The sequence below is a fragment of the Pantoea sp. S18 genome (assembly GCF_045689705.1).
GTDB classification, from domain to species: Bacteria; Pseudomonadota; Gammaproteobacteria; order Enterobacterales; family Enterobacteriaceae; genus Pantoea; species Pantoea symbiotica.
Map to the genome: position 1 here is coordinate 886,862 of NZ_CP142688.1, position 15,222 is coordinate 902,083.

A 15,222-nucleotide genomic window follows, 5' to 3' on the forward strand; every position below is an offset into this window, starting at 1 on the left:
TTTAGCGGAAGCGAATGTTATTCGTTTTTGCGCAGGAATTTGCCTGGCGGCTTTAGCGCGGTGGTCCCACCTGACCCCATGCCGAACTCAGAAGTGAAACGCCGTAGCGCCGATGGTAGTGTGGGGTCTCCCCATGCGAGAGTAGGGAACTGCCAGGCATCAATTTAAGACCCACTATCGGGTCGTGACCTTCCCAGTGACGCGGGAAGGGCGAAACACCTGAAATCAGAACGATTGTCTGATATCAGTACAGAATCGGTGGAGCGGTAGTTCAGTTGGTTAGAATACCTGCCTGTCACGCAGGGGGTCGCGGGTTCGAGCCCCGTCCGTTCCGCCACTTAATTGATAAGCCCTGACTGAAAAGTCAGGGCTTTTTCATGTCTGTAATTCCGCTAATATTGTTGATAAAAAATCAAAATTCTTCTGCTTATAAGCGGATTTTTCAGCAACAATAAACCTGCCAGAATAGTTCCCATCGAAACATAACGCTATCCGATGAGGAAATCATGACAATCCCCGCCTTTGGTTTAGGTACTTTCCGTCTGCAAGACGATGTTGTAATCCATTCAGTTAAAACTGCTCTGGAACTTGGCTATCGCACAATTGATACCGCGCAAATCTATGAAAATGAAGCGGCTGTGGGTCAGGCGATTGCTGAAAGTGGCGTAGTACGTGGCGACTTGTTCGTTACCACCAAGATCTGGATTGAGAATCTTTCGGCAGAGAAGTTGATTCCCAGCTTGGAAGAGAGCCTGGCAAAACTGCGCACCGATTATGTCGATCTCACCTTGATCCACTGGCCTTCTCCGGGAGCGGCGGTATCAGTGAAAGAGAGCATGTTGGCACTGATGGCAGCAAAAGAAGCAGGTCTAACGCGTCAGATTGGTATCTCAAACTTCCCAATCGCCTTGATGAAAGAGGCGATTGACGCGGTTGGTGCGGAAAATATCGCCACTAACCAGATTGAGCTGCATCCTTTCCTGCAGAACCGTCAGGTGGTTGAATTTGCTCAAAAGAATGGTCTTCACATCACTTCTTATATGACGCTGGCTTATGGCGATGCGCTGAAAGATCAGGTAATCGACGCGATTGCACAGAAGCACAAAGCCACTCCAGCTCAGGTGGTTCTGGCATGGGCGATGACGTTAGGTTACGCGGTGATCCCGTCATCCACCAAACGTGAAAATCTGGCGAGCAACATGGCAGCAGTTGATCTGCAGTTAGATGATCAAGATATGGCAAATATTGCCGCGCTGGATCGTCAGCAGCGTTTAGTGAGTCCTGAAGGTCTGGCACCAGACTGGGATTGATCGCTACTTACCTCTTCAGCCCTGCACTCGCCAGGGCTGATCTTTAACCCATTCACTTAGAAAATCGATAAACGCCCGAACGCGCTGACTAACTCCCAAGTCGCTGTAATAGACCGCATTAAAGGGCATCTCGACTGGAACGCGATGTTCAGCTAGCAGCTCAATAAAAGTGCCATCCGCTATCTCTTTATCCACCATAAAATCTGATAAACACGCGATACCTTGATCGCCTAGCACTAGCTGTTTGAGCGTTTCGCCGCTGTTAGATGACATACCCGGCGTGATGTCATAAAGCTCGCCACCTTCATCTGCGACAGGCCAGCGATTTAAGCGTGGCGTTTCAACGAAGCCAAGGCATTCATGCTGCACTAAATCAGCTGCCGATGCTGGTACGCCATATTTCGCCAGATAAGCCGGCGTGGCCACTAATTTGCGATAACTAATAAAGAGCAGACGAGCGCGCAACGTAGAATCCGTCAAATTGCCGGCGCGAATCGCCACATCGACTTTACGTTCGATGAGGTTAATAAAGCTCTCCGAAGAGATTAGCGATAGCGTGACGTCTGGATAGCGCTCACGAAAGGGTTTAATCATCGGCAGTAACAGATGCAGAATCACGGGCGTAGCTGCATCAATACGTAGCACGCCCTGAGGTGCCAGCTGACGCTCAATCAACTCGCCCTCGGCGGTCGACATCTCCTGCATCAACTTTTGCACGCGGCGAAAATAGTGCTCTCCTTCATGAGTGAGCGCTAACTGACGCGTAGTGCGCGTCAAGAGCGAGACACCTAGCTTATTCTCCAGCTTTTTAACCGTGCGGCTTACCGCTGAATTGGCCATCTGCAACTGTTCTGCTGCCCGACTAAAGCTGCCGCTCTCCACCACAGCGATAAATACCTTAAGCTCATCTGACGATGCTTTCATTATCCCTCCAAAAGCAAAAGTCTATTCTAACTTTGCATCTTTTTGTCATTAAAGCATGAGGCAATACTAGCGCCCATCAAAACTTCATGGGAGTTAATCATGCCACTTGCACTTTGGGCGCTGACAATCAGTGCCTATGCGATCGGAACGACAGAATTTGTTATTGTCGGGCTGATCCCAACCATCGCTGAACAACTCAGTATTACGCTGCCTTCCGCAGGAATGCTGGTCTCTATTTATGCTTTGGGCGTTGCCGTTGGCGCTCCGGTGTTGACAGCTTTGACCGGTAAGTTAGCGCGTAAGCAATTATTAATGGGATTGATGGTGCTCTTCACCGTTGGCAACCTGGTTGCCTGGTTGGCACCAAACTATGAAACGCTGGTCATTGCCCGATTGCTTACCGGCCTTGCTCACGGTGTGTTCTTCTCTGTCGGTTCCACGATAGCGACCAGCCTCGTAAGCAAAGAGAAGGCAGCGAGTGCGATTGCCATCATGTTTGGCGGTTTGACCGTAGCGTTGGTAACTGGCGTGCCGTTGGGTACGCTCATCGGGCAACACTTTGGCTGGCGTGAAAGTTTCCTGGCTGTGTCATTGCTGGGCGTCATCGCTCTGGTGGCAAGCCAACTGCTTATCCCGCGTAATATTGCTCAACCACCGGCAACAACGTTAGCACAGCAAGCGCGTGTGATGATCAACCCACGTCTGCTGCTGATTTATGCGATTACCGCGCTGGGTTATGGTGGCGTATTTACTGCCTTCACATTTCTTGCGCCAATGATGCAGTCGCTGGCTGGCTTTTCGCCTACCGCGGTGAGTGTGATTCTGCTGGGTTATGGTGTGTCGGTCGCCATTGGTAATATCTGGGGCGGCAAGCTGGCCGATCGCCGTGGCGCGGTTCCTGCATTAACACTGATCTTTATGGCGCTGGCCATTCTGCTGATGGTGTTCCAGTTCACCGCCAGCATGCACTTTATGTCAGTGGCAACAGTATTAGTTATGGGTATCTTCGCCTTTGCCAACGTGCCGGGTTTGCAGGTTTACGTGGTGCAGAAAGCTGAACATCATGCGCCAGGCGCGGTAGATGTTGCATCAGGCCTCAATATTGCGGCCTTCAATATCGGTATCGCTCTGGGTTCCACGGTAGGTGGTTATATTGTCGAGCATTACGGACTGGCGCAAACGCCGTGGGTTGGTGCGGTGATTGTGCTTGGCGCGCTGCTGCTGGTGCGATTGAGTGGTCAACTCGATAAACCTCAAACGGCGATAGCGATGGAATAACACGCGCAAAAGCCTGCCAACTGGCAGGCTTTTGCATTGGTATGCTGTGAGGCGAATTCCGACAATCAAGAACACCAATTGAAACCCCGCGCTAAAATCCCTATAACAGTCAGGTGAAGTACGAGTCGTAAACCAGTCAGGCGGGAAAGTGCGGAAAAAAACTTATTCAATGCGTTATGTAGCAGGTCAGCCAGCAGAGCGGATCTTTCCGCCGGGGGCAATGCTGCATCTTGGGCAGGCATTACCGCCTGGCGCACCTTTGCCAGCCGATCCCACACTGCGAGTCTTAGTCTGGAATATCTTCAAGCAACAACGCGCAGACTGGATGTCGGTGCTGCAAGGTTTTGGCAAAGATGCCCACCTTGTTCTACTGCAGGAGGCGCAAGCTACGCCCGAACTGGTCAAATTCGCCACCAGTAACTATCTCGCGGCCGATCAGGTGCCAGCCTTTGTTCTACCGCAACATCCTTCTGGCGTCATGACGCTGGCATCTGCGCATCCTGTTTATTGCTGCCCACTTCGCGAGCGTGAACCGTTGCTGCGTTTAGCCAAATCTGCGCTGGTCACGGCATATCCGTTGCCGACTGGCGAAATGCTGATGGTAGTAAATATCCATGCAGTCAATTTCAGTCTCGGTGTCGATGTCTACAGCAAACAACTCGGGCCGATTGGCGAACAGATTCAGCATCATCGCGGCCCGGTGATCATGGCGGGGGATTTTAACGCCTGGAGTCGTCAGCGTATGAATGCGCTGTATCGCTTTGCGCGGGAGATGTCACTGCGTGAAGTGAACTTCACCGATGACCATCGTCGCAAAGCTTTCGGTCGCCCACTGGATTTCGTTTTCTATCGTGATATGAAGGTCAGTGAGGCTTCAGTGCTGGTGACGCGCGCATCAGATCACAATCCGCTATTGGTTGAGTTCAACTCTCTCTACGGTATCGAGCGTTAAGCCAATACACTCGAGCTCCCATCTAGCAACAATCGAAGTCATACTGCGAAGGGTAAGTTAGTGCCTAAACAGGTGATATGCAGCATTTAGCGGAAGCAGAAAATGAAAAAGGCTGACAAAAGTCAGCCTTTTCGGGGCATTAGGTATCAGGTGTTGCGCTATTATTCACAAACAGCGTGAGCTTGTCGCCCGGCTGAATGTCTTTAGCGTCACTGTTCCAGCGCATAACATCTTTGGTATTCACACCGTGACGTTTTGCAATACTGGCAAAAGAATCACCCTTACGTACACGATAGGTGATGCTGTTGCCGTTATCAGCCAATTGCGTGCTCGCTTTGCCGCTCACGGTCAGGGTCTGACCGGTACGAACTGAAGCGCTGCGCAGATTGTTCTGCTGTTTCAGTGCACTGACGCTTACGCCAAGCTTGCTGGCAATACCAGACAAGGTGTCGCCTTTGCGTACCGTGTAGCTGTTTCCTGCCGCGCTGACTTTCGCCATCTCGGTAGGCTGCACGGAAGCGATATCACCGGAAGCCAGTGAGTCGCGCAACTTAGCAACGTTGGACTTCGGCACCATAATGTAGTGCGGTCCATTTGGCGCTGTGGCTCCGTTTTTATAACCGGCATTAAATGTCTTCAGCTTGCTGAGAGACATACCGGCCATATCGGCGGCCTGCGTCAGTTCAATCTGCTGTCCCACCTCTACGCGAGCTAATGCACGGCTCTCGTTCGGGGTCGGCAGTTTGATACCGTAACGCTTGTTGTTCTTGAGAATCTCACTCAAGGCCAACATTTTAGGTACGTAAACCGTAGTCTCGCGTGGCAGCGATAAATTCCAGAAGTCAGTCGGCTTACCGCGCGCCTTATTCTGTTTCATCGCCTTCAGCACACGTCCTTCACCGCTGTTGTAGGCGGCGATGGTCAGTAACCAGTCACCGTCAAACATACCGTTCAGACGCTGCATCATATCCAGCGCTACTTTGGTCGAGGCCACCACATCGCGGCGTCCGTCGTACCATTGGTTCTGTTTCAAACCATAGTTTTTGCCCGTTTGTGCAACAATCTGCCAGATGCCGGCGGCATTCGCAGAAGATGTTGCGTGTGGGTCAAAAGCGCTCTCCACTATGGGTAGCAGTACCAGTTCCATCGGCATTTTACGTTTCTGTATCTGCTCGACTATCCAGTACATGTACGGCTCTGCCCGTAATGTTACATCGTGGAGATAGCTCTTATTTTTTAAAAATTTTGTTTTTTGTTCGCGGATCCGGCTGTTTTCCGGAATCCCCATCTTCAACTCGTCACTAATGTGATTCCAGAGATCAGTATCTTCTGCGAGGCTTGTTCCATCATCCTGCCATCGCGGCGACAACAATCGATCTCCGTACTTTCCATTTTCACCTTGACCAGCTGAAGACAGACTCTGGGCATGCTGTACGGGGATATTGGCGTCATTCCTTGATGCCTGACATCCTACCAGCAAGACCGAGGCGAGTAAGATCGCTTTAGCCTTCATGTGTGTGTCAATAGTTCGCTTAAAAGACGAGCAACTATACGTGACGGTCCACCACAACACAACCTCAAATATCAAAAGCGGTCTTTCTTCTCGCGTAGATCGGCGAAAGTTTGCCATAACGCTGACGATGACACATTAGTGCCTAAAGCCTGTTGTAAATCAGCATCTTGCGTGCGTAAAAATAAATTTATTTCCCGCTCTAAGGCCAGTTTTGTCGGTAAAGTAATGCGGTTTTCTGCGCGTAAGTCCTTAATTTGCTGATACCTTGCCAAAATTTTAGGGTCATGGGGCAGAATAGCCGCAGCAAACTTCATATTGGATAAAGTGTACTCATGCGCACAGCAAACAAGAGTATCTGCAGGGAGTTGATTAAGCTTCTGAAATGATTCGAACATTTGTTCTGCGGTGCCTTCAAATAAACGTCCGCAGCCACCGGAAAACATCGTGTCTCCACAGAAAAGATAAGGAGAGCTGAAATATGAGATATGTCCTAAAGTGTGACCAGGTGTTGCGATGACACGGAAATTTAGCCCAAGAACTGTAAATTCATCGCCTTCGGCCACAATACGCTTTGCCCCTTTATCTGCAGTTTCCTGTGGACCGAAAACCGCCAAATCGGGATAGTGCTGCAGCAGTTCATCCACGCCGCCCACGTGATCGTGATGATGATGCGTCAGCAAAATCGCCACGGGTTGCCAATGATTGGCCCTGATTTTATCCAGCACCGGCTGTGCTTCGCCGGGATCGACAATCAGACAGTTATTGTCATCGTCCGTCAGTGTCCAGATGTAGTTATCCTGCAATGCGGGAATGCTGGTAAGATTCATAAACACCTCTCAGGTCGTAGAAAAAGGAAAATGGTAGAGCATGAAGCCGGCTAAAACACGCCAAATCCTGACTGCACCGCGCTCCTGGCGCGATATGCCAATGGGAGACTATTTTCGCGACGCGCTCACTCAGCAACTGCAGCCTTATCTCGGCAAGCTGTATGGCTTTCATATGCTTAAAATTGGCAGCCTCAGCGCAGAAATCAACACCAGCCAGTGTGCCATATCGCATCAGGTGAATGTGGGCATTGAGGGCGATGAGTTACAGGTTATCGCCAATAACACGCAATTACCCTTTGAATCTAAATCAGTTGATGCCTGTTTGCTGGCGCACACGCTGGCGTGGAGTCAGGATCCGCACCGCGTGCTGCGCGAAGTGGACCGGGTATTGATCGATGATGGCTGGATGATCATCAGCGGCTTCAATCCTTTCAGTCTATTAGGGATTAGCAAAGGCATTCCGGGTTTGCACTCGCGCGCGCCGTGGAGTGGAAGGATGTTTAGCCAGGTGCGATTGCTCGACTGGCTGGGCCTGCTGAATTATGAAGTAGTGTACCGCACGCGTTTTCAGGTGGTGCCGTGGCATCGGCAGGGCGGCAGGGTGATCAGCGCGCATTTACCGGCGCTCGGTTGTTTGAACATTGTGGTGGCACGTAAACGCACGTTCCCGTTAACGCCCACCAAAATGAAAAAGAATCTGAATCAAAGCCAGCTACGTCAAACGGTTAACGTTACGCGCCAGTTTCGTGAAGTGAAGGATCAGGATTCAACCTGATAGCCGATATCATCCTGAGTAGGATTTCCCGCCGCGCTGCGCGCCAGTTCGTCGCAGCGTTCGTTCTCCGGATGCCCCGCGTGACCTTTTACCCATTCCCACTTAATTTCATGGTTGCTGAGCGCCACATCGAGGCGTTTCCACAGATCGACATTTTTAACCGGTTTTTTATCGGCGGTTTTCCAGCCGCGCTTCTTCCAGTTGTGGATCCAGCTGGTGATGCCCTGACGAACATATTGGCTGTCGGTACTGAGCACCACCTCACACGGCTGTTTTAACGCTTCAAGCGCCACGATAGCCGCCATCATTTCCATGCGATTGTTGGTGGTGAGGCGATAACCCGTACTGAACTCTTTTTCATGCGCGCCATAACGCAAAATGGCGCCGTAGCCGCCGGGACCGGGATTGCCCAGGCAAGATCCATCGGTGAATATTTCTACCTGTTTGCGCATCTCTGGTAGACTTCCTTCTGACAAAACGCCAAGTCTGACATAAAACGAGTCCTATGAGCACTGCAAATAACCGCCAGATCGTCCTCGATACCGAAACCACCGGCATGAACATGATCGGTGTGCATTATGAAGGACATCGCATCATTGAAATTGGTGCGGTTGAGGTGATCAACCGTCGCCTGACCGGCAACAACTTCCACATGTATCTGAAGCCTGATCGGCTGGTGGATCCGGAAGCGTTCGGCGTTCACGGTATCGCCGATGAATTCCTACTCGATAAGCCGATGTTTGCGGATATCGCCGACGAATTCCTTGAGTACATCCGTGGCGCGGAGCTGGTGATCCATAACGCATCGTTCGATATCGGCTTTATGGATTACGAATTCGGCATGCTGAAGCGGGATATCGGCAAAACCGAAACTTTCTGCCAGATCACCGATAGCCTGGCGATGGCGCGTAAGATGTATCCCGGCAAGCGCAACAGCCTCGATGCGTTGTGCAACCGTTATGAGATAGACAACAGCAAGCGTACGCTGCACGGCGCACTGCTCGATGCCGAGATTCTGGCCGAAGTGTTCCTGATGATGACCGGCGGTCAAACCTCGCTGGCCTTTTCACTCGATGGTGAGCAGAACAATCAGGGCGGCGGTGAGAACATTCAGCGGATAGTGCGTCCGAGTTCAGGTCTGCGCGTTGTCAGCGCCAGCGATGAAGAGATTATTGCGCACGAAGGTCGTCTGGATTTAGTGCAAAAGAAGGGCGGTAGCTGCCTGTGGCGTGTGTAAAACGGCTGATTTTGCGTGGAAAATCGACGTTAAGCTGAAAAAAACGCCAAACGAAACATTCCCACATAAAAAGCGTTGACGGGTACGAGAGCTGCTATTAATATGCGCCTCGTTCTCGACGGGGAACAAAGCGCGGAGCGGTAGTTCAGTTGGTTAGAATACCTGCCTGTCACGCAGGGGGTCGCGGGTTCGAGCCCCGTCCGTTCCGCCAATCTATTTAAAGAAGCCGATGCAGAAATGCATCGGCTTTTTGCTTTTTCCAAACCGACGTAGGGTCGCCATTCATGGCGACCATTACCAACTTAATCCTTCTGCACCGCCACCGTCGTGCGATACGCCGCCACAGACTCTTCGCGGTCCGCGCGCGCCAGCCAGCGATAGCAGCCTGCACCCAAGGCCACACCGATAAACCAGCTAAAGTTCGCCACTGCATGCAGTGAAGGAATAAAGCTGATCACCAGACAAATGCCCACCGACGGCAGCAGCGCAGCAATTGCTTTCGGGTTGAAGCCGCCGCGATACCAGTAACGTCCTTTTGGCGTGTCATCAAACAGATCATCAACGTAGACTTTGCTGCGTTTAATCAGATAGAAATCAGCCACCAGGATGCCGAACAACGGCCCAATGAACGAGCCCAGCACATCCAGCGTGTAGTGAATCAGTTCTGGCGACTGGAACAGGTTCCACGGCGTCAGTAACACCGAGCCAACCGCTGCGATCATGCCACCGGTGCGGAAGCTGATTTTCTGTGGTGAGCAGTTAGAGAAGTCGAACGCTGGCGAGACAAAGTTCGCCACAATATTAATGCCGATGGTAGCGATAATCATGGTCAGCAGGCCAATCGCCACCGCCACGTCGTTACCCACCATGCTGACGGTCTCAATCGGATCGGTGATCATTCTGCCGAACAGCGATTGGGTACCGGAAACAATCACCACGGTGACAATCGAGAACAGCAAGAAGTTGAACGGTAAGCCCCAGCGGTTGCCGCGACGAATTTCGCCCATGCTTTTGCCGTAACGCGAGAAGTCTCCAAAATTCAGCAGCGGACCGGAGAAGTAGGAGACCACCAGCGCGGTGGCGGTGATCATCTGCCAGGTTTGCTCGCCAGTGCTCAACTGCTTGCTGGCCAGCGTGAAGGAGATACCGTCAAAACCGGTTTTGTATACAATCCAGCCCGCCAGCGCCACCATCACCACATACACCGCCGGACCGGCGACATCGATAAAGCGTTTAATCGCGCTCATGCCGTGCCAGAACACCATCGCCTGCAGCAACCACATCACGCCGAAACAGCACCAGCCCAACTGTGATAAGCCGAGCCAGCTGCTTTGCGTCATGCTGCTAAGGGTTGGGAAGAACTTCAGCAGCACCAGCATCAGCGCGTTGGCCGCCAGATAAGTCTGGATGCCGTACCACGCGAAAGCGATCAGCCCGCGGATAATCGCCGGGATATTCGCGCCGAACACACCAAATGCCTGGCGCGAAATCACCGCATAGGGCACGCCCGCCATCTGGCTCGGCTTGGCCACCAGATTGGCGCACAGCTGCACAATGCAGATGCCCACTAACAAGCACAGCAGCACCTGCCAGCTCGCCAGCCCAAGGGTAAAGAAGCTGGCGGCCACCACATAGCCGCCCATGCTGTGCACGTCCGACATCCAGAAAGAAAAGATGTTGTACCACGACCAGTTCTGGTCGCGCGTCGGCGCCAGATCTTCGTTACACAGGCGTGGACTGTATTGCGCGTTGGCTTCAGAGGCCACCGCAGAGGTCACTTCAGAATGATTTGGCATGAAACCTGCTCCTCTCTACATCATGGAATAATAATCACATCGTGAAACGGTATTGCAGGATCCAGGCCAGAATTGATTTCTTGTATACAAAAAATTAATTTCACGTATACGATGTGCAGCACACAGTCACTTACCGGAGCAGGTAATGAAGAGTGAAACAGGCCAGAAAACGGCTGCCGATCTGAACGATCGCGATGAACCTATCTATCAGGCGCTGCTGACCGCCATCGTTGAGCATCAGTTGCCGCCTGGCAGTAAATTGCCGGAAGAAGCGTTATCAGACGTCTTCGGCGTGAGCCGCACCGGCATCCGCAAGGTGCTGCAACGCCTCGCCGCGGTGCAAATGATCACCTTGTCGCCCCGACGTGGTGCACAGGTGGCGACGCCGGGCGTTGATGAAGCCCGCGACATCTTTGCCACCCGCAGTTTATTAGAGTGCGCCAATTTGCCAGCGGTGCTGAGCCACGTACAGGCACCGCACTTAGCGGCGCTTGGCGTGCTAATTGAAGAAGAGCAGCAAGCACACGACCAGCACGATGGTGCTGCCGCGATTCGTCTCTCCGCCGCTTTTCATATTCAGCTGCAGGCGATCTCCGGTAACGAAGTGCTCACCGATATGGTGACGCGCCTGACGCAGCGTTCGTCGTTGGTGATTGCCGCTTACGGTGCACCGTGGCAGCGCGGCTGCCGTTGCGATCATCACGATCGGCTGGTGGATCTGCTGCGGCAAAAAGATCTGCCGGCGTTGACTGCCGCACTGCAGCATCACTTCGAACACATTGTTGCCAGCCTGCACTTTGAGCGCAGCGGCGAAACCTTGCCTGATTTCACCCGGTTATTTGCCGGTAACAAAGGAGCGGCATCATGAGCCTGATTCAGGTCATCAATCCCAACACCAGCTTAGCGATGACGGAAACCATTGGCGCCGCCGCGCGCGCCGTCGCCGCGCCGGGCACTGAGATTCTGGCGGTGTGTCCAACGCACGGCGTGGAGTCGATTGAAGGGCATTTTGATGAAGCCATCGCGGCAATTGGCGTGCTGGAGCAGGTGAAACGCGGCAAAGCGCAAGGCGTGAGCGGCCATATCATTGCTTGCTTTGGCGATCCGGGATTACTGGCGGCGCGTGAGCTGGCGAGCGGACCGGTGATTGGCATCGCGGAAGCGGCCATGCACACCGCCACGCTGGTGGCGACGCGCTTTTCGATTGTCACCACCTTGCCGCGCACGCTGGTGATTGCACGCCATCTGCTGCAGCAATATGGCTTCACTCACCATTGTGCTGCGCTGCATGCTATCGATCTGCCGGTGCTGGCGCTGGAAGACGGCAGCGGTGTGGCGCAGGAGAAAGTCCGTCAGCGCTGCATGCAGGCCAAACGCGAAGATGGCAGCGGGGCGATAGTGTTGGGCTGTGGCGGCATGGCCACGCTGGCGCAGGATCTCACTAAAGAGCTGGGCATTCCGGTGATCGACGGCGTCAGCGCCGCAGTAAAAATGGTGGAGTCGCTGGTGGCGTTAGGCTTTGGCACCAGCAAGCACGGCGATCTCGATTATCCCCTCGAAAAACCGCTCAGCGGAGTCTTTCAGCACCTAAACTAACCACTGGTTGAGCGACAGGAACTTACAGAATGAATGATGTATCTGGAAAGAAAGAGTACAGCTTCAACAAAAACTATCCACGCGATCTGATCGGTTATGCCGGCAACCCGCCGCATGCGCAGTGGCCGGGCAAAGCGCGCGTCGCGGTGCAGTTTGTTCTTAATTACGAAGAGGGTGCTGAGAATAACGTGTTGCATGGCGACGCCGGTTCCGAGCAGTTTCTTTCCGATATTATCGGTGCGGCCAGCTACGCCGATCGTCATATGTCGATGGATTCGCTGTATGAATACGGCTCACGCGCCGGTTTCTGGCGTATTCATAATGAGTTTCAAAAGCGCGGTTTGCCGCTAACGGTGTTTGGCGTGGCGATGGCGTTGGCGCGGCATCCGGAGATCGTCGAAGCGATTAAAGCGGCGGATTACGACGTGGTGAGCCACGGCTGGCGCTGGATCCACTATCAGGCGATGGACGCAAAAACCGAGCGCCAGCACATGCAGCAGGCGGTGGACGTGTTAACCGATCTGTTTGGCAAAGCGCCAACCGGCTGGTATACCGGCCGCGACAGCCCAAACACCCGACGTTTAGTGGTCGAGCAGGGCGGTTTCAGCTATGACAGCGACTATTACGGCGACGATTTACCGTTCTGGACGCAAGTCACTTGTCAGGACGGCACGGTCAAACCGCATCTCATCATCCCTTACACGCTGGAGTGCAACGACATGCGCTTCGCCTCGCCGCAGGGCTTCAACACCGCGGAGCAGTTCTTTACCTATCTGCGCGACACCTTTGATGTGCTGTACGAAGAGGGCGAAACCGCACCGAAGATGATGTCGATTGGCATGCACTGTCGTTTGCTGGGACGTCCGGGGAAATTCCGTGGCTTGCAGCGCTTCCTCGATCACATTCAGCAGCATGAGGATGTGTGGGTGTGTACGCGGCAGCAGATCGCCGATCACTGGATCGAAACGCATCCGGCACCAACATCCTGAATTTGTAGGGTCGCCATTTATGGCGACCGATTTTTTCCGCTAACACCTTAACTCATCAAACTCACCTGCGCCGCGACAATCCGCCAGCCGCACGGCAATCGCACCCATGTCTGCTGCTGGCGTCCAATCTTCTCCACGCCTTCACGCGTAAACTCGGTGCTGCACACCGCATAGTCATCGCCAAAAGTGGTAATCACCGTATTACGTAACTCGCGCTCCAACCCTTTCGACGGACGTGCCGCGCGGAAAGCGCGAATCTCATCAATGCCATACAAATTCTCACCCGCGCCCAAACGCACGGTACGTTTGTCGTGCCAGAACAGCTCATCCAGCACTTCAACGTCATTGCTGATCAACGCCTGCTCGTAGCGGTAAAAGGCGGCGGTGACTTCGGCGAGCACTGCCGGGCGATCGATATGTTCAGGTGTCATCTTCAGGCGTCCATTAAGGTGGTTTGTGGCAGCGTCAGCCCTTGCTGTTGCAGCGCCCAGGCGGCGCGCAGTGCCAGATGTTCTTTAAACGGTGCGGCGATCAGCTGTAAACCAATCGGCAAGCCGCTGGCGGTTTGCAGCGGCACGGTGCAGACCGGTAAACCGAGGAACGAAATCGGCTGGGTCAGCATGCCCATGCTGGCGCGCGTCGGCAAATGCTGGCCGTTGATGTGAATGGTTTCCTGGCCGATGGTGGTGGCGGTGCACGGTGTGGCGGGTGCAATCAGCACATCGAACTGCTCAAACAGCGGCAGCACCTGCTGCTGGAAGTGACGGCGGAAACGCTGCGCCTGCACGTACCACGCCGAGGGCAGCATCGCACCGGCCAGCAAGCGTTCACGCGAGTTGGGCTCGAACTGCTCGGGCTGCGTGCGCAGCATCGGCAAGTAGTGATTGCCGCCTTCTGCGGCGGTCATGATAAAGGCCGCCGAACGTGCGATTTCTGCATTCGGTAAGGTTACTTCGTCGATTGCCTGCAGCGCCTTAGCCGCAACGGCCACGGCGGCGCGCGCTTCATCGCTGCACCAGGTTGAGAAGAACCCACCGAGTACCGCGCTGCGCACGCCTTCTGCGCCCTTGCTGAGCCCGGCGCTGGCTGGCGCAACGGGCTGCGCGGCCTGGAAGGCATCGCTGACATCGGTACCTTGCAAGGTGTCGTACACCAGGCTCAAATCTTCAACCGAACGGGCAAATGGGCCGATGTGATCGAGGCTGGCGACAAACGGATGGCTGCCGCTGCGCGACAGGCGGCCAAAGGTCGGTTTAAGACCGAAGATACCGCACAGCGAAGCAGGCACGCGAATCGAGCCGTTGGTGTCGGTGCCAAGCGAGAAATGCACTAAACCCGCCGCCACCGCCGCTGCCGAACCGCCGGACGATCCGCCTGCCACGCGGGTTAAATCGCGCGGGTTGTGCGTCGCGCCGTAATGGGTGTTTTCGGTGGTAAAGCCGTACGCGTAGGCATCCATATTCAGCATGCCGGAGAGCAGCGCGCCAGACTGACGCAGTTTGCTCACCGCCCACGCATCCTCGCGTGCCGCCGCGCGTTCGCTGAACAGGCTGGCTCCGGCTAAGGTGCTGTGTCCGGCGACATCAAACAGGTTTTTCACCGCGTAAGGAATGCCGGCCAACGGCGGCAAGGTTTCGCCGCGCTGGCGCTGCTGATCGATCTGATCGGCTTCGCGCAGCATGCGCTGGCCGGTAACTTCGGTCCAGGCGTTGATTGCGGGATTATGCTGTTCAATCGCCGCCAGCGTATGTTGTGCGATATCGCGGGCGCTGATCTCGCCCTGACTCAGCGCCTGCTGCAGGGCGTTAATCGATAATGACGACAGTTTCATGGATGAAAGACTCCCGCCACTTCCAGCCGATCGTCGAGCGGCAGCGCCATCAGCGGCTCGGCCATCGCGGCGATGCGGTTGAACTGTGTCAGCAGCTCGGCGCGACGCGCATCATCCAGCTCCAGCGCCAGAATCTGTTCCATTTGGGCGATATAGGTGGCCCAGTCCGGTTGTGAACTCATCAATAATCTCCG

Annotated in this window: 15 protein-coding genes, 2 tRNA genes, 1 rRNA gene and 1 pseudogene; 11 read left to right on the forward strand and 8 right to left on the reverse strand. The window is 54.1% G+C overall.

Features of this window, described 5'->3' with window-relative positions; genetic code table 11:
- Positions 1-42: 42 nt before the first annotated feature.
- The 3 genes from rrf (at position 43) to dkgB (ending at position 1,310) form a co-directional block, all read left to right on the forward strand.
- Positions 43-158: ribosomal RNA gene (rrf, locus tag VIJ98_RS03955) — 5S ribosomal RNA — on the forward strand.
- A gap of 102 nt (positions 159-260) precedes the next feature.
- Positions 261-337: transfer RNA gene (locus VIJ98_RS03960), tRNA-Asp, on the forward strand.
- A 169-nt stretch (positions 338-506) separates the two neighbouring features.
- On the forward strand, positions 507-1,310 hold the full coding sequence (gene dkgB / locus VIJ98_RS03965) for a 2,5-didehydrogluconate reductase DkgB (protein WP_154153858.1): 804 nt from the start codon (positions 507-509) through the stop codon (positions 1,308-1,310).
- 15 nt (positions 1,311-1,325) lie between these two features.
- Here dkgB and yafC read toward each other — a convergent pair whose 3' ends face one another.
- Positions 1,326-2,234 carry a DNA-binding transcriptional regulator YafC gene (gene yafC / locus VIJ98_RS03970; RefSeq protein ID WP_258144640.1) on the reverse strand — a complete coding sequence of 303 codons (909 nt, stop codon included), beginning with the start codon at positions 2,232-2,234 and terminating at the stop codon, positions 1,326-1,328.
- Positions 2,235-2,333: 99 nt separating this feature from the next.
- Between yafC and VIJ98_RS03975 the strand changes: the two genes are divergently transcribed.
- Positions 2,334-3,512 (forward strand): MFS transporter, encoded by a 1,179-nt coding sequence (locus VIJ98_RS03975; protein ID WP_154153852.1) that lies wholly within the window; start codon positions 2,334-2,336, stop codon positions 3,510-3,512.
- A 148-nt stretch (positions 3,513-3,660) separates the two neighbouring features.
- On the forward strand, positions 3,661-4,464 hold the full coding sequence (locus VIJ98_RS03980; RefSeq protein ID WP_008105211.1) for an endonuclease/exonuclease/phosphatase family protein: 804 nt from the start codon (positions 3,661-3,663) through the stop codon (positions 4,462-4,464).
- A 139-nt stretch (positions 4,465-4,603) separates the two neighbouring features.
- Here VIJ98_RS03980 and mltD read toward each other — a convergent pair whose 3' ends face one another.
- Both mltD and gloB read right to left on the reverse strand, forming a co-directional pair.
- Positions 4,604-5,977: a murein transglycosylase D gene (mltD, locus tag VIJ98_RS03985; RefSeq protein ID WP_036648534.1), complete on the reverse strand. Its 1,374-nt coding sequence runs from the start codon at positions 5,975-5,977 to the stop codon at positions 4,604-4,606.
- Between the two features lie 71 nt (positions 5,978-6,048).
- The gene (gloB, locus tag VIJ98_RS03990) at positions 6,049-6,804 is read right to left on the reverse strand and encodes a hydroxyacylglutathione hydrolase (protein ID WP_154153846.1); all 756 of its coding nucleotides are present in this window, start codon (positions 6,802-6,804) and stop codon (positions 6,049-6,051) included.
- A 40-nt stretch (positions 6,805-6,844) separates the two neighbouring features.
- Between gloB and VIJ98_RS03995 the strand changes: the two genes are divergently transcribed.
- Entirely contained in the window at positions 6,845-7,579 is a 735-nt protein-coding gene (locus tag VIJ98_RS03995) for a class I SAM-dependent methyltransferase (protein ID WP_323272376.1), read from the forward strand.
- Here the strand turns inward: VIJ98_RS03995 and rnhA are convergent.
- Positions 7,564-8,131 (reverse strand): annotated as a pseudogene (gene rnhA, locus VIJ98_RS04000) (ribonuclease HI). The gene VIJ98_RS03995 and the pseudogene rnhA overlap by 16 nt on opposite strands.
- Between rnhA and dnaQ the strand changes: the two are divergent.
- On the forward strand, positions 8,085-8,816 hold the full coding sequence (gene dnaQ / locus VIJ98_RS04005) for a DNA polymerase III subunit epsilon (RefSeq protein ID WP_008105216.1): 732 nt from the start codon (positions 8,085-8,087) through the stop codon (positions 8,814-8,816). The pseudogene rnhA and the gene dnaQ sit on opposite strands and share 47 nt — an antisense overlap.
- A gap of 134 nt (positions 8,817-8,950) precedes the next feature.
- Positions 8,951-9,027 (forward strand) — tRNA-Asp (locus VIJ98_RS04010).
- A 91-nt stretch (positions 9,028-9,118) separates the two neighbouring features.
- Here the strand turns inward: VIJ98_RS04010 and VIJ98_RS04015 are convergent.
- Positions 9,119-10,612, reverse strand: a complete 1,494-nt coding sequence (locus VIJ98_RS04015; RefSeq protein WP_154153837.1) for an NCS1 family nucleobase:cation symporter-1 — start codon at positions 10,610-10,612, stop codon at positions 9,119-9,121.
- Between the two features lie 145 nt (positions 10,613-10,757).
- Here VIJ98_RS04015 and VIJ98_RS04020 point away from each other — a divergent pair, with 145 nt between their 5' ends.
- Genes VIJ98_RS04020 through puuE form a run of 3 tightly spaced genes read left to right on the forward strand, consistent with a single transcriptional unit; the run spans position 10,758 to position 13,197 of the window.
- Positions 10,758-11,480 carry a GntR family transcriptional regulator gene (locus VIJ98_RS04020; RefSeq protein WP_008105218.1) on the forward strand — a complete coding sequence of 241 codons (723 nt, stop codon included), beginning with the start codon at positions 10,758-10,760 and terminating at the stop codon, positions 11,478-11,480.
- On the forward strand, positions 11,477-12,208 hold the full coding sequence (hpxA, locus tag VIJ98_RS04025) for an allantoin racemase (RefSeq protein WP_154153834.1): 732 nt from the start codon (positions 11,477-11,479) through the stop codon (positions 12,206-12,208). The genes VIJ98_RS04020 and hpxA overlap by 4 nt, the downstream gene beginning before the upstream one ends.
- A gap of 29 nt (positions 12,209-12,237) precedes the next feature.
- Complete coding sequence (gene puuE, locus VIJ98_RS04030) at positions 12,238-13,197, forward strand: allantoinase PuuE (protein WP_154153831.1); 960 nt, start codon at positions 12,238-12,240, stop codon at positions 13,195-13,197.
- A 47-nt stretch (positions 13,198-13,244) separates the two neighbouring features.
- On the opposite strand, the gene hpxZ is transcribed toward puuE, so the two are convergent.
- The 3 genes from hpxZ to hpxX are packed head-to-tail and all read right to left on the reverse strand — an operon-like array spanning position 13,245 to position 15,210.
- Positions 13,245-13,628 (reverse strand): oxalurate catabolism protein HpxZ, encoded by a 384-nt coding sequence (gene hpxZ, locus VIJ98_RS04035; protein ID WP_008105221.1) that lies wholly within the window; start codon positions 13,626-13,628, stop codon positions 13,245-13,247.
- A 2-nt stretch (positions 13,629-13,630) separates the two neighbouring features.
- Positions 13,631-15,028 carry an AtzE family amidohydrolase gene (locus tag VIJ98_RS04040; protein WP_154153828.1) on the reverse strand — a complete coding sequence of 466 codons (1,398 nt, stop codon included), beginning with the start codon at positions 15,026-15,028 and terminating at the stop codon, positions 13,631-13,633.
- Entirely contained in the window at positions 15,025-15,210 is a 186-nt protein-coding gene (gene hpxX, locus VIJ98_RS04045; RefSeq protein ID WP_061723592.1) for an oxalurate catabolism protein HpxX, read from the reverse strand. The genes VIJ98_RS04040 and hpxX overlap by 4 nt, the downstream gene beginning before the upstream one ends.
- Between the last annotated feature and the right edge of the window lie 12 nt (positions 15,211-15,222).